The 18,559-nt window shown below is 36.8% G+C and carries 15 protein-coding genes and 1 tRNA gene; 5 read left to right on the top strand and 11 right to left on the bottom strand.

Features of this window, described 5'->3' with window-relative positions; genetic code table 11:
- Positions 1-4 precede the first annotated feature (4 nt).
- Positions 5-538 carry an RNA methyltransferase gene (locus tag C4H12_RS03300; RefSeq protein ID WP_106097660.1) on the top strand — a complete coding sequence of 178 codons (534 nt, stop codon included), beginning with the start codon at positions 5-7 and terminating at the stop codon, positions 536-538.
- A 53-nt stretch (positions 539-591) separates the two neighbouring features.
- On the opposite strand, the gene C4H12_RS03305 is transcribed toward C4H12_RS03300, so the two are convergent.
- The 11 genes from C4H12_RS03305 to C4H12_RS03355 form a co-directional block, all read right to left on the bottom strand.
- Positions 592-664 (bottom strand) — tRNA-Gly (locus C4H12_RS03305).
- A gap of 124 nt (positions 665-788) precedes the next feature.
- Entirely contained in the window at positions 789-2,210 is a 1,422-nt protein-coding gene (locus tag C4H12_RS03310; RefSeq protein WP_106097661.1) for a heparan-alpha-glucosaminide N-acetyltransferase domain-containing protein, read from the bottom strand.
- 75 nt (positions 2,211-2,285) lie between these two features.
- A complete protein-coding gene (locus C4H12_RS03315) occupies positions 2,286-2,858 on the bottom strand; it encodes a mechanosensitive ion channel family protein (RefSeq protein WP_254424801.1) in 573 nt (190 codons plus the stop codon).
- Complete coding sequence (locus tag C4H12_RS03320; RefSeq protein WP_106097662.1) at positions 2,830-3,198, bottom strand: hypothetical protein; 369 nt, start codon at positions 3,196-3,198, stop codon at positions 2,830-2,832. The genes C4H12_RS03315 and C4H12_RS03320 overlap by 29 nt, the downstream gene beginning before the upstream one ends.
- 160 nt (positions 3,199-3,358) lie before the next feature.
- A complete protein-coding gene (locus C4H12_RS03325) occupies positions 3,359-3,958 on the bottom strand; it encodes a hypothetical protein (protein ID WP_106097663.1) in 600 nt (199 codons plus the stop codon).
- Positions 3,959-4,184: 226 nt separating this feature from the next.
- Positions 4,185-5,651: a RagB/SusD family nutrient uptake outer membrane protein gene (locus C4H12_RS03330; RefSeq protein ID WP_106097664.1), complete on the bottom strand. Its 1,467-nt coding sequence runs from the start codon at positions 5,649-5,651 to the stop codon at positions 4,185-4,187.
- Positions 5,652-5,665: 14 nt separating this feature from the next.
- Positions 5,666-8,794 carry a TonB-dependent receptor gene (locus C4H12_RS03335; protein WP_106097665.1) on the bottom strand — a complete coding sequence of 1,043 codons (3,129 nt, stop codon included), beginning with the start codon at positions 8,792-8,794 and terminating at the stop codon, positions 5,666-5,668.
- A gap of 351 nt (positions 8,795-9,145) precedes the next feature.
- Complete coding sequence (locus C4H12_RS03340) at positions 9,146-11,242, bottom strand: carboxy terminal-processing peptidase (RefSeq protein WP_106097666.1); 2,097 nt, start codon at positions 11,240-11,242, stop codon at positions 9,146-9,148.
- A gap of 46 nt (positions 11,243-11,288) precedes the next feature.
- Positions 11,289-12,239, bottom strand: a complete 951-nt coding sequence (locus tag C4H12_RS03345) for a hydrogen peroxide-inducible genes activator (protein WP_106097667.1) — start codon at positions 12,237-12,239, stop codon at positions 11,289-11,291.
- Between the two features lie 8 nt (positions 12,240-12,247).
- Positions 12,248-13,306, bottom strand: coding sequence for a YARHG domain-containing protein (locus C4H12_RS03350; protein ID WP_106097668.1), 1,059 nt, complete (start codon positions 13,304-13,306; stop codon positions 12,248-12,250).
- Between the two features lie 4 nt (positions 13,307-13,310).
- Positions 13,311-14,225, bottom strand: a complete 915-nt coding sequence (locus C4H12_RS03355) for an LLM class oxidoreductase (RefSeq protein WP_106097669.1) — start codon at positions 14,223-14,225, stop codon at positions 13,311-13,313.
- A 695-nt stretch (positions 14,226-14,920) separates the two neighbouring features.
- On the opposite strand from C4H12_RS03355, the gene pyrH reads away from it, so the two are divergent.
- The 4 genes from pyrH (at position 14,921) to C4H12_RS03375 (ending at position 18,451) form a co-directional block, all read left to right on the top strand.
- Positions 14,921-15,628 carry a UMP kinase gene (gene pyrH, locus C4H12_RS03360; RefSeq protein ID WP_106097670.1) on the top strand — a complete coding sequence of 236 codons (708 nt, stop codon included), beginning with the start codon at positions 14,921-14,923 and terminating at the stop codon, positions 15,626-15,628.
- A gap of 18 nt (positions 15,629-15,646) precedes the next feature.
- Entirely contained in the window at positions 15,647-16,201 is a 555-nt protein-coding gene (gene frr / locus C4H12_RS03365; protein WP_106097671.1) for a ribosome recycling factor, read from the top strand.
- A gap of 48 nt (positions 16,202-16,249) precedes the next feature.
- A protein-coding gene (prfB, locus tag C4H12_RS03370) for a peptide chain release factor 2 (protein ID WP_129588199.1) occupies positions 16,250-17,375 on the top strand; the annotation gives its coding sequence in 2 pieces (ribosomal slippage) (positions 16,250-16,312 and positions 16,314-17,375; 1,125 coding nt in all).
- Between the two features lie 80 nt (positions 17,376-17,455).
- Complete coding sequence (locus C4H12_RS03375; protein ID WP_106097673.1) at positions 17,456-18,451, top strand: leucine-rich repeat domain-containing protein; 996 nt, start codon at positions 17,456-17,458, stop codon at positions 18,449-18,451.
- Positions 18,452-18,559 lie beyond the last annotated feature (108 nt).

The following is an 18,559-nucleotide window of genomic DNA, read 5'->3' on the forward strand; positions in this document are numbered from 1 at the left end:
ATATATGCGTAAGTTAGCAAATGAAGAGTTGCATCGTTTGGATGTACAACAGTTTAAACAAGCCCAAAAAACACCTTTAATAGTAGTACTTGATAATGTAAGAAGCCTTAATAATGTAGGGTCTGTATTTCGTACTGCAGATGCTTTTTTAGTGGAGAAAATTTATTTATGTGGTATTACAGCTACTCCTCCTAATAAAGAAATTCACAAAACAGCTCTAGGAGCTACTGATAGTGTGGATTGGGAGTATGTGACAGATACTCTTACAATAGTAGAACAGCTTAAAGCAGAAGGAATTGTGGTTATTAGTATTGAACAAGCTGAACATAGTGTTATGTTGCAAGACTTTAATCCTGAGCCTACTACTAAATATGCTGTGGTTTTTGGTAACGAGGTAAAGGGAGTAATTCAAGAGGTGGTAACAGCAAGTCATCAAGTGATTGAAATACCACAATTTGGGACTAAACATTCTTTAAATGTATCAGTAAGTGCTGGAATCATAATTTGGGAATTAGCCATGAAACTAAAACAGTTGTAGTATTTATATAAAAAATCCTTGATAGCATTTACTATCAAGGATTTTTTATATTGAGCGGGAGACGAGGTTCGAACTCGCGACATTCAGCTTGGAAGGCTGACGCTCTACCAACTGAGCTACTCCCGCAATTTTACTAATTATTAACGCTGCAAAGATACAGTATTTTTTGTGTTACTTCCAAATTTTTAGACTATTATTTTTATTTTTTATTCTTCATTTGTTTTTGTTCATTGATAATCAGTGAAATAACTTACTTAGGTAAATAACTTTTCTTTTCTCTAAGTCGCTTAAAATAGAAAGTAATTAAAACTCCTAATATCCCATAACCAACAGTTATTGCAACTAATAAATAAATAGAACGTAAAGGATTATTCCAACCATTTATAAAACCTTCTGTCAAAATGTAAAAACATAAAATAGAATATGGGATCCAGAATAAGGATCTTTTCTTTAAAAATAGAAGAATGCTAGCTACAAAAGCAGCTGGTAGTAAGTAATATAAAATGCTATAACTTACTACAGCACTATAGTCTTCACCTGAGAGAGTATATATAGCATTAGTTATTATAAATGAAAAGAAACTTATAAAAAGGACTGTGAACAGCTTATAAACCATTTTTCGACTCATACTTTCTGCAAAATATCTTTCCTTTATGTATTTATATATTTTATGATAGTAGAATGACAATACTACCACTCCTACTACAAAAAATATAGCTCCAATTATAGCTTGAATAGGATTTAAGCTTTTATGGAAAAAGAAATCTAAGTTGAACATTGGAATTACTTGGTTCAATACTAAACAATGAATAATATAGATAGAGAGTGTGTTTTGACCTATTCGTTGCAAAAATGGAGCTGTGAGTATATTACGTAACATAACAAATACCGCAAATGTCCAAAGCATATCACCTGTCCGTAGGAAAAGGAATCCTTTGCGAGATAAAGTATCAAAGTGTTCCCAACCAGTAAGCTCATATAAAAAGTGAAAAGTATGAAACTGAAAATGAAAAATACAACCAAAAACAATTAGTAGTATGGTGAATATAAGGTATAGGTGTTTGGCTTTATGATTATAATAAAACATAGATCCTATAAAGCCTCCTAAAGTAACAAAACCTAACCAAGGGAAGATCGTAAAGAAGTTTGTATTATTTTTATGTGGTAAGTAGTTAGCTATTACCTCTGGTAACCATGAATATTCGTACTGATTATAAGTTTCATTAAAAATAAAAAGTAGTAATGTAATGCTGATAAGTACTATAGGGAGTACATGCCGCACATGTTTTCCTATTAGCAAGTAAATACCTACCATTATAATAAGAGCAAGTCCTATACAATGCAAAATATCAACAAAAAAAATACTTTTTCTCAATAGGCAAGCTACTGCTATAAGCATTATTCCTCGATGAAAACCTTTAATTACACGGGGATTTTTTAATCCTATACCACTGCGTTCACCTTCGCGAATAAGCAAAAACGTAAATATAAATCCTGATATGGTAAGAAATACAGGGGCAGTAATGCCTGTGAAATAGTGCCAAATATGGTAATAAATATTATTTTCATCGCAGTATGGTTCAGCAAGTAGGGCTGTGATAAAATGCCCTTGTAACATCATACAGATAGCATAAGCTCTAATAACATCAATAAATATAAGTCGTTGTTTCATTCTTCTTGTTATTATTTATAATTTATTCTTTTTATTTCTCAGTTCATTTTCAGGTAGTATCTCAATGTATTGGGTTTAGAAAATCTCTACATTTGCTTGTCGAAAAGTACTTTGTATGTTTTTTACCAAGTCTGATTTTATAAAGTACATATTTTCTGGATGAAAAGTATAGGCATTCAGTTCATATAAGGCATTCCGTTCATCTAGTGATAGCTGGAAAATATAAGGGTGAGGGTGAGGTGAAATACCATTAGTCATCAAAGCTGCTTCAATAAGAAGTTCTTCTACTAAATTATCAGAGTAATCATAACGTACTTTTATATGTACATTTAAAGCTAATCCTTTCTCTTTACCTATCGAAGTAAAGTTCATTGTTGCTCCACTAAGTATAGAAGAATTTGGTATGGTAATATCTTCATTATTAATAGTTTTTAAGCGGGTTACTAAGGCATTTTTTTCAATTACTATACCTGTAATTTCCCCTGATTTTATCCAGTCACCTACTTGAAACGGACGCATATAACTAATTACTACACCTGCTATGGCATTAGATATGGCAGAGGAAGACCCTAGTGAAATAAGTAATCCTAAGAATACCGAAATTCCTTTAAAAGCATCACTATCCGACCCTGGTAAATGAGGGAACATAAAGTACCCATAATATCATACGTATTAGTACATAGGTAGTATGTGCCCATTCAGGGTGAAAGCCATGTATTTTAAGTATGCCGCACTCTATTTCTAAAGCAAAAAATCTTAGTACTTTTAGTACATAACGAGTGATAATAACAATTATAACAATGTTAAATAGGTGAGGCAGATAGTTTAAAATAGCCTTTCCTACATTTTTAATAGGCTCCGAAATCCATTGTATAATAATATGTGATAAGTATTGGGTAGACGGAAAAATTTCAAAAATGAGAGGAATAATAGTTACTAATAACAAAAACAAGAATATAATTCGCAGTACAGCTAGTATTCTTAACATTACTTTGATTATACTACGTTTCTTTATAATTTAATAGTTTTTAACTTTGATGCCAGAAACAAAACGGTCTTGCGAATTAATTGCTAACTTTTGTAGAAAACGGAAAAGCTTATTGATAGCCCATACCAATATAAAAGCAATAAAAAGTACTAAACATATCTCATCTTATTAGGATACTTTTTAAACTATTCTGTTCTTTGTACTTTATAATAGTATTTTTAATAACATTGGCATAGCGGTTGGCCAACTCTGTCTGAGTGCTGTTTTCCCACAAGGCATCAACTACACTAATCCCTGCTATCGATTTTCCTTTGTACATCACTGCTAAGTAGTCTCCAGAAGGTTTTACTTTAATAGAATCAGCAATAAAGAAGGGATCATCATAAAGTTTTTTGAGCTTATCTTCTGTGTTTTTTACGCGTATATCAGCATCGTAAGGACCATAGGAGGTATAGATGTAATACAGAGTGTCTTTTTCAAAAACAATAGGTTTCCCTCGCATTTTTTCACGTAAGCTCTCTATTTCTTTTTTCTTTTCTAAGGTAGCTAATGAGTCTTTATTCTGTAATTTATTTGGAATTTCAGTGTGCAACATCTCCTGAATTTCATTCAGTAGCATAGCTATCCGTATAGAGTCTTTCTGGCGAAAAATTTTAATAGCTTCCAGCTCGTTTTGTATGCTGCGCTGGATAAGGCTATCGGGATTCTGAGCGTACAGGTAAGTGCTGAAAAACAATAATATAAGAGTGAATAGCTTCATTTATCAGAATGAGAAAAGATATATTTAGTACGGCAAAAGTACAATATTTTTTTAATATACCAAAAACAAAAAAATAGGTTTATTAGGTTAAACACACAAAATTGTAATGGCACACCTAACTCACCTTTTAAAAATAACAAAACTTCATTGTTTCCTAAAAGAGCTACCCAAAAAAGTATCCTTTTTTTAGGTAGCTCTCATCAATTTAGGTTCTTGTTTTATCTTTTTATTCGTTTTGTACCATTTGTGAGTTCGATTCTATCTCATCTTGTGGTATTTGGTATACCCAACGTTTATCTCCTGCAGGTACGGTCACCTTAAAAGTATGATTGCTGCCTGCCTCTGTGCGGTCTATCCCTAAGTGCCAACGCTTAAAATCGAAGAAAGATGTACCTTCTCCCCAAAGCTCTATACGGCGTTGCGTGCGCACCTCCTCGCGCATAGCCGCTTGAGTGGTAGCAGCTAATGTATAAGAGGGGTCGCGATAGTTATGCATAAAGTCTTCGAGGGTAGTCTTGGCAGTAGTCAAATAGTTTTGCTCTACTAAAGCCTCTACATACAGAAAGAAAGGATCTTCAATGCGTATGAAGCAGTAATCGCTCAAAAATCGTTGGTCGGTAGCATACTTCACATTAGCATAATCAGGCAAACTATAGCGATTGGCTATCGCAGGGAAAAGCGTACTATTGATGTATATTTTCTTACGCACATCGGTATTGGCTATTTTAGCGTAGAGATTGCTATACATATTCTTATAAGCTCCTGAACCACCAGCATAGCCCTGTGTTATAGTATTGTCGATATGTGAATAAAAAGAGCCCCAAGAGGTTGTTGTCTGCTGGGTAATATCATACCCCCAAAGCCAAGAGGTGTTACTAATATCCCATTTAGCGCCTTGCACTTCAGCCATTGATGTATAATTGAAATCAGAGGCGGCAAGCACTATTTGGGCGTATTGGGCTACCTTTGCCCACTCTTCTTTATGCGCATACACTTTAGCCAAATAAGCAGCTGCTACGGCTTTATCAACATCTTCTTTGCTTTCGGTGATGGTGAAGCGGGCATCATCTACTACCGATAGGTCTTCTTCCATTTGGGCGTATACCTCGGCTACTGTAGCACGCGGTAGCTTGCCATCGGTTGGCTTGAGCATTAGAGGCACCCCTAATTTTGCTTCATTGCCTTTGTAAGAATGCTGATACAAATTCACCAAATAGAAATAATAAAGTGCTCGCAGCGACTTCAGCTCTGCATATTTCTGATAAAGTACTTGCTCGGTAGGAGCTTCAGCAAAATAATCGGCTAAAATGGTGTTGATAGCACTGATTTGTCGGTAGAGGAAAGACCACATAAAGCTGGTACGCGAATAGTTAGCATTGCGCATATCAAAATAATAATCATAGCCATACCAGTGATACGAAGCTTGCACCATATCTAAGCCCGTAAGGTCTGACGACATATGGATAGATTTAAGCCCAAATGAATCGTCATAAGTACTTTGCTTAGCTACATTGTTATTGTAAACACCATTGAGTTCTACCTGTAATAGGTTGGCTTTGGTCTCTACATTGGCTTTTAGCTCCTCTTTGCGCTGGTCGGTAAGGTATTCATTTACCTCGGGGTCGAAATCACTCTTAGAACAAGCAGTAATAAGCAGTGATACAAAAACGGCGGAAAATATATATTTTTTCATAGCTGTTACAATTTTTAGAAAGTGAGTGTTAATCCCATTGATACCGTGCGTATTGGGCTATATACTGCATAGTCATTACTACCGGCTAAACTAGTACGAGGGTCTAAGCCCTTGCGGTGGCTCCACAAATACACATTATCAGCCGTAAGGTAGTAGCGCAGCTTAGTAAGCCCTAATTTCTCTACCATCTGGTGCGTGAAAGTATACCCCAAACTTATATTGCGCAGCGATAGATAGTCTGACGATACCATAAAGCGGTCAGAAAGATTAAGCATCTTCTGATTAGCAAATTCAAGACGCGGAATGTCTGAGGTGGTATTCTCGGGCGTCCAACGATTGCGAATGTCAGTATGCCAAGTTCTACCCAAGTCGCCTGAATGCATCAGTCCAGCGTACTGATAGTCGTAGAATTTACCACCCAACTGGTAAGAAAACTGTACTGCAAGGTCAAAATTATAAGCACTAAGAGTGGTACCAAAGCCCCCTTGTAAGTCAGGAATAGAAGTGCCTGCATATTGCTTGCTCGAACTATCGTAATCTGCACTGCCTTTCAGCTCATATTCGCCCGTAGTAGCATTTTTTACATAGAACTGGGCATCGCCATTGGTAGGATTTACGCCTCCCCATTTCACCAAATAAAAATCGTATATACTGCCTCCCTCTTTCAGTGTTTGATAGCCGCGTGTTAGTCCTTTTTCACGTAATTCTCCAGGTAGGCGAGTTATTTCATTCTTGTAGTGCAAGCCGTTTATTGATACTGTCCACTGTACTTTATCTGTTTGCACAGGGGTCACTCCTAACGAAAACTCTACCCCTTTATTTACCATATTGGCTACGTTGCGCGGTTCTGAACTAAAGCCCGTAGAAGCAGGTAACGGCATATTGAATAACAAATCTTTAGTTTTCTTTACAAAGTAGTCAGCCTCTAAGGTGAGTCTGTTTCTAAAGAAACCTAATTCTATCCCTGCATTGAGGTTGCCACTCTCTTCCCAAGTGATATTGCGATTACCTTTATAGCTAGCTACAAGCCCTGGTGTATTGCCATTAGTACTCACACTGTAGAGGGTCATATAAGGCACGTACGAACGTCCTCCCCCTGGTAAGTAAAGCTCGTCATTCCCCTGCACTCCATAGCTCAATTTAAGTTTTACCAAATCTACAAAATCTACTTTTTCTAAGAACTTCTCTTCGCTTAGCAACCACGAGGCTCCTACCGACCAGAAAGTACCCCAACGATTTTCGGGTGCAAATACTGACGAGCCATCACGGCGCAAACTAGCTGAAAGGTAATACTTTTGCTGATAGTTAGCATTTAGCTGACCAAAATAGCCTTCTACAAAGTAACGCCGAGTATATGAGGTGAGTGAACTGAGCACCGCAGCATTGTTAAACTCGCTATTGCGGGGGTCTACAAAGTTCTTCTTGCTACCTTCTATAGTACCGAAACGCTTCTGATAGCTTTCGTGCCCAAAAAGAGCTTCTATACCATAGTTATCCCAGTTTTTGCTATAGCGCAATAATTGGTTAAAGGTCATTACTATATTATCAGATTTATACTTACTTGATGCCCCCCCATAGTTCTTACCTGCACCACCTAAAGGAGTGGTAAAGTAATTCACATCATAGAAGTTTGCATAAAAATTACCATTTACTGAAAAAGTGAGATTCTTATGTAGCTGTGCATCTAACGAAAGTGCCTGATTGAAATAATAATTGCGACTGTAGTTTAGGTTCTCATTTTGTGTAGCCACAGGGTTTGTATTGTCATTAAATTTTCGGGTAATTCCATAATCGTATGTACTCAAGCGATTGCCATTGGCATCGTGCTCATAGATAGGATAAATAGGCGCTATAGTACGTGTCCACGCAAAAGGGTTGTCATAACTATTGCTCTCAGTACTTCCTTGTTTTTCAGTATAAGTAATCATCGAAGAAGCATTGGCTTTTAGCCAAGAAGTAATGTCGCCCTTGTAAGCAAAACGAGTAGAATAACGGTTAAAATAACTATTCATATTATAGCCCTCATCGCCCAAATAGCCAAAAGAGAAGTAAAAACTATTGTGTTCAGTACCTTTGGTCATACTCAGGTTGTGCTCTTTGCGCACACGACTATTGAAGAGAGCCTTTTCCCATTGGTTGAAAGTAGCCGCATCAGAATATCTGATAGCTGCCGCAGGGTTGAGCTTACCGGTGGTAGGGAGTACCACCTTATCATCAGCTACGTTATAGATATTATAGCCTGCTCCCACATTGTCTATAAGCGAGTTACTAGCATTGCTGCGCGCCAAAGCATCAGCTTGGTTTTGAGTATACAAATTTTGGTTATAAAGTGCTGACCAAAGTGTTTCGTAGTATTCGCCAGGACTGCTGATAATATCATACTCAGGGATACCGCGGTAGTTGAAGCCTAACTTATTATCTACCGAGATAGACAACCTGCCTTTCGAGCCACTTTTAGTAGTGATAAGCACCACTCCATTAGCACCACGTGCCCCATAGAGTGCCGATGAAGAAGCATCTTTTAGCACGTTCACACTCTCTATATCGCTGTTGTTAATAGCGTTAAGAGTCCCTTCAAAAGGTACCCCGTCTAAAATGATAAGCGGAGCACTCGATGCATTGATAGAACCTATCCCCCTAATGCGGATAGACGAGCTACTGCCTGGTTGCCCTGACGAAGTTGAGATTTGCACCCCTGCTACAGCCCCTTCTAAGGTTTTAGCCACATCGGTAGTCTGTTTGGCCTGAATAGTCTCTGCTTTGACAGTAGCCATAGAGCCCGTAAACGATTTTTTATTGGTAGTACCGTAGGCTACTGCTACCACCTCAGTACCTTCGATCTGTTGCTCATCGGTAGAGAGAACGATATGCAAAGTGTGTTCCTTACCGACCTTTACCTCTTTAGGGAGATAGCCAATAGTAGAGAAAACTAAGATATCGCCCTGATGAGCTTTCATCTCAAAGTTACCATTCCAATCGGTAGCTGTTCCTTTAGCTGTTCCTTTAATAACAACTGTTGCACCAGGCAACTCGATCCCGTCTTCATCTTTTACGGTTCCTTTGATAGTTACTTCCTGAGCTATAAGCCAAAATGGAAAAAGCAAACAGAAAATAAACAAAACGAATTTGTGTGTGTTATCCATACTTTTATTTATTTTAACGCTCCAAAAGTATCATTTTTTTTTGTAATTACCAAGAAAAAAAATAAAAAATAATAAACATCAACTTTTTTGTATCATTTTATAACATCTTTTATTTTGATAAAACAGAAAAAGAAAAACAACAAAAAGGTCTTTTATTGAAAGATCGTCAGTTTTTATTTTTTTTTACTGAAGAAAATGCAAAAAAAATGTTGATAAGTTGATGATATGATAAAACGAATTGAGGGCATAAGTTACAAAGTACATCAGCAAAGAAAAACCCTTTTTTTGTGTTTTGACATAAAAAAACATTGGCAAAGCCCATAGCTTTGCCAATGTTTTATTAATTGTTAATTATTGCTTAGTATTCAAGTCTTCCAAAACTTTCACTGCTTCGTCTATATACACGTCTTTCTGTAAGTTTTCGTGCCAACGATCGCGGCGTAGTTTAAGGTCTTCATTAGTTTTTACTTTTCTTTCTTCAGAAGTAACAGAGCTGAATTTTAAATCTGATTTGTAATCAGCAATAGCTTTGAATTTCTTAGCTTGTTCTTCATTTCTGTCTATTACTTGTTTATAACGTTCGTAATTTAAAGGGAACACGTTGTCGTTTTGCTGCTGTTTAATCCACTGGGCATTCTCATCAATTAGTTTTAAATACTGATTGTTGCTAATGCGCTTTTTGCTATTTTCCATAGCCTTGTCAAAATTACCATTATTTGTCCAAGGCGTATATTTAGCGGCTTCTATTTTATCCCAAGCCATAGCATTAGGCATATCACGTTCTCCTATATCAATATACTTGTATTTATCTGGTACAACTACATCACTTTCTACACCTTTTAACTGAGTAGAGCCACCATTAATACGATAAAACTTTTGTATAGTAACTTTTAAAGCTCCAAGATCACCATAATCATTTTGACGTAAAAACTCGTTTAGGCTTACCACATTCTGTACAGTACCCTTTCCAAAGGTTTGTTTACCTCCTATGATAATAGCACGTTTGTAATCTTGCATAGCAGCTGCTAATATTTCTGAAGCCGAGGCTGATAACTCATTAGTAAGTATTACAAGTGAGCCATCCCATTGTATATTAGGGTCGTTGTCTGAATACACATCACGACTTCCGCGAGATGATTTTACTTGAACAATAGGTCCTTTAGAGATGAACATACCTCCTATATCCACCACTGTTTTTAGTGAGCCACCTCCATTGCTGCGAAGGTCTATTATAAGCCCATCTATATTTTCTTTTTTAAGGTTTTCTATTTCTAAGGCTACATCTGTAGCAGCATTTCGTCCATTCACATCTTCAAAGCTGATGTAAAACTTAGGAAGATTAATAAGGCCATATCGTTTGCCATTAGCAGTAATTACTGCCGATTTGGCATAAGTTTCTTCTATTTCAACTACATCACGGATAATAGGAACAACTTCAATAGTACCATCTACACGTTTTACTGTAAGGCGTACTTCAGTTCCTTTAGGCCCTTTTATGAGTTTTACAGCATCATCTAAGCGCATACCTACTACATCTACAGGCTCTTCATTTCCTTGTCCTACTTTTAGTATCATATCGCCTACTTCTAAAAGTTTACCCTTCCATACAGGTCCTCCCGAAATAATATTCATAATACTAATTCCTTCGGTTTTCTTTTGTAGTTGCGCTCCAATACCTTCAAATTTACCCGACATATCACGGTCAAAACTTTCTTTAGCATCAGGAGCTAAGTAGTTAGAGTGAGGGTCAAAAGTTTCTGTAAGGCTATTAACATAAACACTAAACCACTCTTCACGGGTGATATCGTTGTAGATACTGAACATATCGTTCAAAGTTTTTTGTGTAGCCTCTACCGATTCTTTTTTCAGTACTTCATCACTTTTAGGGGTATATTTAGCATCTTTTTCTTTCTTAGTAGTTTCCTCTTTCTGCTTAGTGTAGTAAGTAGAAAGTGTCGAGAAAAGAATTATCTGTTTCCAACGTTTTTGTAATTCCGTTTTGTTCTTTACAAACAATAATTTTTCATAATCAGTATTGATACTTTCGTTTGAATTAAAGTCAATAGGTTTAGCAAAGATAGCTTTCGTAATATCCTCAGCCTCTTTCATACGTTGCTTAATGCGTTCGTATGTTAGGTTAAAAAAGGTTATATCACCATTCTTTAAATCATCGTCCAACTGTGTTTCATATTTTTTGAATTCAGTAAGGTCTGATTGTAAAAAATAGCGTTTTTGTGCATCCAAGTTCTTCAGATAACTATCAAATACTTTTTTTGAAAAAGCATCGTCCAATTGTACCGGACTAAAATGGGCTTTCGATAGCACATACTGTACAATGTCCAACAATATCCCATCTTTATCCTTATCAGGGTTGTCAAACTTTTTTGTGAAACTGCATGATGCAAACGAAATTAATAATAAAAATAATACTGCTGAAATATTCTTCATTCTAAAATGGTTTTTTAGTGTTAGGTAACTTTATCTCTTACCTATATCAAATTCTGTGCCTTTCTCGGGTAGGGCTAATGATTTTTACATTTTGGAATACAATAGCCCCCCGTATTACCCCCGATATAGTATCGTGTAAGGCTTTGATAATCTGCTTTTTTAATTCATTTTTATGGTATACTAAGCTTATTTCCCTAGCAGGATAAGGTTCAGCAAAGTAATGTACTCTCTTTTGTTCCTCTTCCTTTAGGTCTAAGGTGTGTAAGTAGGGTAAAAGTGTCATACCCAGTCCCTCATTAGCCAAGCGCACTAAAGTTTCAAAGCTACCACTTTTTAACTGAAAATGTTCCTTAGCCTCTATCATATCTTGGTTGCAAATATTCAGTACACTGTCTTTAAAACAATGTCCATCTTCCAACATCAAGATATCATTCACATCCAAATCTTCCGAATAAATAGTTTTAGAATTCTGCAAACGGTGATTTTGAGGTATATAAGCCACAAAAGGCTCATAGTACAAAGGTCGCTCTATAATGGTAGGATTATGTAAGGGTGTTGCCAAAATACCAGCATCATAACTACCATCTTCTATTTTCTTCAGAATATTTTCAGTAGTCTGCTCCTCAATTTTTAAGCATACTTTAGGATATTTCTTAATGAAGTTATTCAGGAACATAGGTAATAAGGTAGGGGTTACTGTAGGAATGATACCCACCTTAAATTCTCCCCCTACAAATCCCTTTTGCTGGGCTACTATATCACTCATTCGGTCAGCCTCATTCACAATTACCTGTGCTTGTTTAATAATTTGCTCACCTATTTCAGTAACTTGCAAAGGCTTTTTACTTCTGTCAAAAATAGTAACCCCCAGTTCTTCCTCTAGTTTCTGTACCTGCATACTTAGGGTAGGCTGGGTAACAAAGCTGTGTTCAGCAGCAGTAGTAAAGTTTTTGTATTTGGCTACTGCCAGCACGTATTGGTATTGTGTAATAGTCATAATTAGCTTTATTTAAATGTTTTAATGAGTTGTTTTTCTTCTTCAGTAAGCGCTTCTACTTCTGGTACATAACTCGGGTTAGGAAGATACCAATCTTCATTTTTAAAAACATCTTGTAGGGTTTTGTCTTTAAATATATATCCACGTCTTGCAAAAGGAAGATTTCGTATAATGCGCCTCTCTTCAGGGGTTTTCTCTTCTGGGCTACCTATTACCCAATTTTTCCCTAATGAAAACAAAAACTTCTGATCGCTATCTTCTTTACAACCCCACGGACGCATTTCTTCTACTGATAGTTCTCCTTTTGGTACAAAGTTTTTCATCTCATACACCAATATCCCTTGTTGTATATAGAAATTAGTATATTCAGGTTTTTCAGTTACTTTGCCAAGCCCATTAAAAGTCCAATCATTACCGTTTTTAAAGAAGGTTTTGCTTATAGAAGCTGTTTGGAAATTACCCATATCCAAAATAAGAGTAAAGTCATCTATTTGTTTGTTAGCCCAGCGTGTAGCTGCCGTAAGTACATAGTCAAAATTATAATAGTAGCACACACCTCCCGATAGCTTGTATCTATAAGTATGTTTTATGATATTCTTACCTTTTTTAAAAGTAGCTTTGAAGTGATATACATACATAAAATCATCCTCACTCTGAATGATTTTCTTGTCAGAATTAAGGTCTGAAGGCTTAATTTTGCCAGTTTTTTCATAAGCCTTTGTTTTTACATAAGCTATTTCAAAGGGCAAAAAAACGTTGTTTAATGATACCGTGAAGTCGTACATATAAGGATGATGCCCATTTACAGGTTCAAAAGTAGCATCTCCCGATGGTAACCCTGCTTCAAAACCTACAATAATCTCCTTTTCTTCTTTAGGGTTGAAAAACTCGTAATATACCGATACTTCGGCAAAATCTTTCGTCTTCTTTATGTATAATATCTCTTTGCGTACAGCTATATCTGTCTCATTAATAGGCACCAACTGGTTTCCAGCCATATAAAAAGCCCCATCGTTAGCATACAAGCAAGTACACCAAAGCCAAAGTATAAGCAAAAACTTTTTCATTACCTTATTTCAGCTGTGGTAATATTTCAGTACCTATTTCCTCCAATACTTCACCAGCAGGGCGACTGCAGTATTTTAGCACAAGCATAGTATGGTTTACACCTATCTTCTCCAACTCTTGGAACATATCTATTAGGTAGTTACGCCCCAATCGGAAACCCAAGTCCATCTTTTGTGGTTCAAAGTTAGGATCCTCCATCAGGTCTATATATACGGGCTGTATATAAGGCTTTTTAGGTTGCCCTTCTTTAGTAAGAGTCTCGTGCCAATCTTGTACTATTTTTTTTGTAAAAGCAAAATCACGCGGATAGTAAATCCATCCATCCGAGTTTTTTGCAATCCAATCCAAATTTACCCCTCCTACGTGTCCAGTAACGTACATAGGTATACTTTTGCGCAGTGGTTTTGGCACTACATCGCCTACATTAGCCATAAGGGTACCATAATCGTTGTTGTAAGTAGGAAATTCCTTACTCCATAGGTCTTGTAACATACGCATATGTTCCGATACACGGGCACTACGTAGCTCAAAAGGCTTATTGAATGCAGGATACTCCACAGGGCGGTCTCCCGAGGCTATTCCCATCATAAATCTATTAGGAAAAAGCACATCAAGACTCGCCGATGCCTTAGCCACATGTAATGGGTGACGCAAAGGTAAAATCACACTCGCAATACCTATTTTTATGCTCTTAGTAAGGGTCGCTATATGTGATAAATATACCCAAGGATCAAAAATCTGACCTACCTCCTTAAAATCAGGATTGTTAAGCGGTATATCACGCACCCAAACAGTATCGAACCCCAAAGTCTCAGCCCTTTGTATAAGCTCTTTCTGGTGTTCCATTTTCGGAATAGCGCCTTGATATGATTCAATAGGTAACAATATACCAACTGAAAGTTTGTTAGGATCTATCATAGTCGATGTTATTTTAAATCGCAAAATTACAAAATATTTTTGATTGCACAAATTTTTTTAAGTTTTTCCTCCACCATATTTGCATATAAAAAATACTTCTCCAATGCACAACTTTAAAGTCCCTAATAACCCATTGTTAAAGTCTTTTCCCCTTCCCCCCAACTCACTTCTTTTCACTTTTTCACTTTTTATTACTTATTGCTTATTTTTTTACCAAAATTCATTTTCATTGCCAATAATCCAAAAATTTCTACCCTCCATTCTGTTTTTTGGTAAGAAATACAATTCCTTAATAATCAAACCATTCAGCTATTAGCATTGTCAAAAGAAGCTTAGAGCTACCTTATAGGATGAACGAACCAATAACGAACGAATAACGAACTATAAACGAAGTATAAACCTTACCTATCTGATTCTCAGGTATATCCATCTCTCACTCTCTCTTTGCCAAATTCGCAACAAAAACCCCAAAACATTGCATTTTCTTCAATTTAAAATCACATCTTTGCTTCTCCCTCTTTCCTTGCAATAACTTCTCAGCACTTGCCAACCAAGTATGAATAAGGCGATGGTATTAAATTCAACTACCGTCAAAAAATAAAATTAAATTTGGTAGTTTCATACAAAATACCTACTTTTGTAAAATCTTTAACAAGAACTATCTCTTTTGATTATAGAAAAACATTTCTAAATATATGAAATACAAACGAATTTTACTCAAACTAAGTGGCGAAGCCCTTATGGGAAGCAGCCAGTACGGTATCGATCCCGCACGCTTAAAAGAATACGCTACCGAAATTAAAGAAGTAGTCAAACAAGGAGTACAAGTAGCTATCGTAATTGGTGGCGGAAATATCTTCCGCGGGGTAGCAGGCGCTAGCAATGGTATGGATAGGGTGCAAGGCGACTATATGGGAATGCTTGCCACTGTCATCAACTCACTCGCTCTGCAAAGCGCCTTGGAAGATGAAGGTATCTTCACCCGCCTGCAAACAGCTATCAAAATGGAAGCCATAGCCGAGCCTTTTATCAAACGCCGCGCAGTACGTCATTTAGAAAAAGGACGCGTAGTCATCTTCGGCGCAGGTACAGGTAACCCTTACTTCACTACCGATTCAGCAGCCGTACTTCGCGCTATCGAAATCAATGCCGATGTAATACTCAAAGGTACTCGCGTAGATGGTATCTATACTGCTGACCCTGAAAAAGACCCTAATGCAGTAAAGTTTGATCATATATCTTTTAATGAGTGTATTGATAAAAACCTCAAAGTAATGGATATGACTGCCTTTACCCTTAGCCAAGAAAACAAATTGCCTATTATCGTATTCGATATGAATAAAAAAGGTAACCTAGCCAAAGTAGTAGCAGGCGAAAATGTCGGGACAACTGTAAATAATTAATATGTAACAATTAATAAAATGAACGAAGAAATTAATATTATCTTAGACACTACAAACGAAGCGATGCAAGAAGCATTGCAACACTTGGATAAGGCTTTAGGCAATATCCGTGCTGGTAAGGCAAGTCCGCAAATGGTAAGCAGCGTAATGGTCGATTATTACGGAGCGCAAACTCCTCTTAGTCAGGTAGCCAATGTATCAGCGCCCGATTCTCGTACTATCTCCATCCAGCCTTGGGAAAAGAAAATGATCCAGCCTATTGAAAAAGCTATCCAAATAGCCAACTTGGGCTTTAACCCTATGAATAACGGCGATATGGTAATTATTACCGTTCCACCTCTTACCGAAGAACGCCGCCGCGAACTTGTAAAACAAGCCAAAGGAGAAGGCGAAGACGCCAAAATCAGTGTGCGCAATGCTCGTCAAGATGCTAATAAAGAAATCAAAAAAGTAGAAACTTCCGACGATATTAAAAAAGATGCCGAAGAGCGCGTACAAAAACTTACCGATAAGTATATCAAAAAAGTAGAAGAAGTATTAGCTGTAAAAGAAGCCGAAATATTAAAAGTTTAATGCAAGTAAGAGGTAAGCTCCTTACCTCTTGCTTCTTATCTAATAAGAATGACGAATAACGAACAAGTTAAGGATTTAGTGAATCGCCTCGGTGCGTTAAGGAGGTATCTTTGACATAGATGCCAAACGCATCGAGATAAGTAACGAAGAAGAAAAAACTTTTGCACCCAATTTCTGGGATAACGCCAAAGAGGCCGAAAAAATAATGCGTGAGCTTCGTACCAAAAAAAAATGGGTAGAAGATTATCAGGAAGCCGAAAGCCTTACCTCCGATGTCGAGGTATTGCTCGATTTCTTTAAAGAAGGCGAAGCTACCCCCGATGAGGTCGATCACCAATACACCCAAGCCCTACACGCTATCGAGGCATTAGAGTTCCGCAATATGCTCTCCGATGAAGGCGATGCAATGAGTGCTGTACTCCAAATTACAGCAGGAGCAGGCGGTACCGAAAGTTGCGACTGGGCTTCAATGCTCTTGCGTATGTACACTATGTGGTGTAATAACCAAAAGTACAAGGTCAAAACACTCAACTTCCAAGAAGGTGATGTAGCAGGCGTCAAAACAGTTACTATTGAAATTGAAGGCGAATATGCCTTTGGTTATCTCAAAGGAGAAAATGGCGTACATCGCTTAGTGCGTATCTCACCTTTTGATAGCAATGCCAAGCGCCACACTTCTTTTGCCTCGGTATATGTATACCCACTGGCCGATGATACCATTGAAATAGAAATCAACCCTGCCGATATTACCTTCGAGACAATGCGCTCCAGTGGGGCAGGCGGGCAGAATGTGAATAAAGTAGAGACCGCAGTACGCCTCCGCCACCACCCTACAGGTATTATTATTGAGAACTCCGAAACCCGCAGCCAGCTCGATAATAAAAACAAAGCATTGCAATTGCTCAAATCACAACTGTATGAAATAGAACTCAAAAAGCGTCAAGCCAAACGCGATGAGATAGAAGCAGGCAAAATGAAGATAGAATGGGGGTCACAAATACGTAACTATGTAATGCACCCTTATAAACTCGTGAAGGATGTACGTACCAGTTATGAATCTACCGATGTAGATAGCGTAATGAACGGCGAACTCGATGAGTTCCTCAAAGCCTACTTAATGCTTATGGGTACAAGCCGTTCAGGCGACGATGCAAACCCTATATCCAATTTGTAATATCATATACTTTGCCAAAGGTTATAGCACAACAGGCTATAAAACCTTTGGCAAAGTGTTTTTTAATAATACATCTATTTATGTACAGCTATTTTACCGACAAATACAATTTAAAAATCATTCATTCCCATCAAGGGTATGGTAATTTCATACGATTATACAGAGGAATACCTGTGGAATTATTTTTTATGGATAAGGATATAAAATCATTTGATGATTTTTTGCCTTTTGCTGATACTGTAAAAAGTATAAATTTTTTGAGGTGCACTTTAGATGATTTGAGTGTACTTACTGAATTTAAAAAACTCAAGGAATTATATATTTCTAATAGCATTATCCATTCAAAGCGATTTTGTCAATTTCTTCAGTTACCTTCTTTAAAAGAACTGACTATTTCTAATCGAAACTATCCAGAAGAAAATCCTTATGTATATTCGTTGGCAGAGGCTCATTTGCCTTCTCTGAGGAGTTTAGCCATAGGAGGTTTTGAAACACATAGTTTAAAAGATGTATATTTACCTTCTTTACGGGAGTTGGTAATGCCTTATTCGGTTAATAGTTTGAAAGGAGCTTATATTCCTTTGCTTGAGAAATTGGATGCTGAACATTTTAAAGAAATAGATGTTGCATTGCCCAAGCTCAAAAAATTACATATAAAGTTGAAAGGTTTTGATTTCTATTCACTCAAAAATACTCCTAATTTGCGAGAATTGTATGCAATTCATACTTATTATGATGACCAGCAAACTTTTGATGGCTTGGAGGTATGCAAAAAATTAAAATATATTGAGATGCTATCTTGTCCTTTTAAAAACTTTCTTCCGTTTAGCAAGTTGAAATCTCTTGAGCATTTGGATGTGAGTTATGGCTCCGAAATAGAAAGTTTAGAAGGCTTAGAGCAATTGCCAAATTTAAAAAGGCTCTGTTTGTATGATAATGAATTTATCAAAGAAATAGATGATATATCGCTTATTAAAAATTTAAAAGTATTAGAAATAGAAAAACATAAGGTTCTAAAAATAATAGATGAAATAGAGAAACGAGATATTGCACTTTGGATAATACCAGAAGGATAATATATTAGATGATGTAATGTTTAAAACTATTTTAGTGATGTTATTATGTACAGCCTATCAACCCCACAGATTGTCAGTTATACCAGCTTTCATACTAATAACGGAAAT

Source organism: Capnocytophaga sp. oral taxon 878 (assembly GCF_002999135.1).
Taxonomy (GTDB): Bacteria; Bacteroidota; Bacteroidia; order Flavobacteriales; family Flavobacteriaceae; genus Capnocytophaga.

Bases quoted from the DNA above. Each gene is read 5' to 3' on its own strand.
- pyrH (WP_106097670.1), top strand. From the start codon at position 14,921: ATGAAATACAAACGAATTTTACTCAAACTAAGTGGCGAAGCCCTTATG.
- C4H12_RS03355 (WP_106097669.1), bottom strand. From the start codon at position 14,225: ATGATAGATCCTAACAAACTTTCAGTTGGTATATTGTTACCTATTGAA.
- C4H12_RS03375 (WP_106097673.1), top strand. From the start codon at position 17,456: ATGTACAGCTATTTTACCGACAAATACAATTTAAAAATCATTCATTCC.
- C4H12_RS03300 (WP_106097660.1), top strand. From the start codon at position 5: ATGCGTAAGTTAGCAAATGAAGAGTTGCATCGTTTGGATGTACAACAG.
- frr (WP_106097671.1), top strand. From the start codon at position 15,647: ATGAACGAAGAAATTAATATTATCTTAGACACTACAAACGAAGCGATG.
- C4H12_RS03320 (WP_106097662.1), bottom strand. From the start codon at position 3,198: ATGTTAAGAATACTAGCTGTACTGCGAATTATATTCTTGTTTTTGTTA.
- C4H12_RS03315 (WP_254424801.1), bottom strand. From the start codon at position 2,858: ATGTTCCCTCATTTACCAGGGTCGGATAGTGATGCTTTTAAAGGAATT.
- C4H12_RS03325 (WP_106097663.1), bottom strand. From the start codon at position 3,958: ATGAAGCTATTCACTCTTATATTATTGTTTTTCAGCACTTACCTGTAC.
- C4H12_RS03345 (WP_106097667.1), bottom strand. From the start codon at position 12,239: ATGACTATTACACAATACCAATACGTGCTGGCAGTAGCCAAATACAAA.
- C4H12_RS03310 (WP_106097661.1), bottom strand. From the start codon at position 2,210: ATGAAACAACGACTTATATTTATTGATGTTATTAGAGCTTATGCTATC.
- C4H12_RS03340 (WP_106097666.1), bottom strand. From the start codon at position 11,242: ATGAAGAATATTTCAGCAGTATTATTTTTATTATTAATTTCGTTTGCA.
- C4H12_RS03330 (WP_106097664.1), bottom strand. From the start codon at position 5,651: ATGAAAAAATATATATTTTCCGCCGTTTTTGTATCACTGCTTATTACT.
- C4H12_RS03350 (WP_106097668.1), bottom strand. From the start codon at position 13,306: ATGAAAAAGTTTTTGCTTATACTTTGGCTTTGGTGTACTTGCTTGTAT.
- C4H12_RS03335 (WP_106097665.1), bottom strand. From the start codon at position 8,794: ATGGATAACACACACAAATTCGTTTTGTTTATTTTCTGTTTGCTTTTT.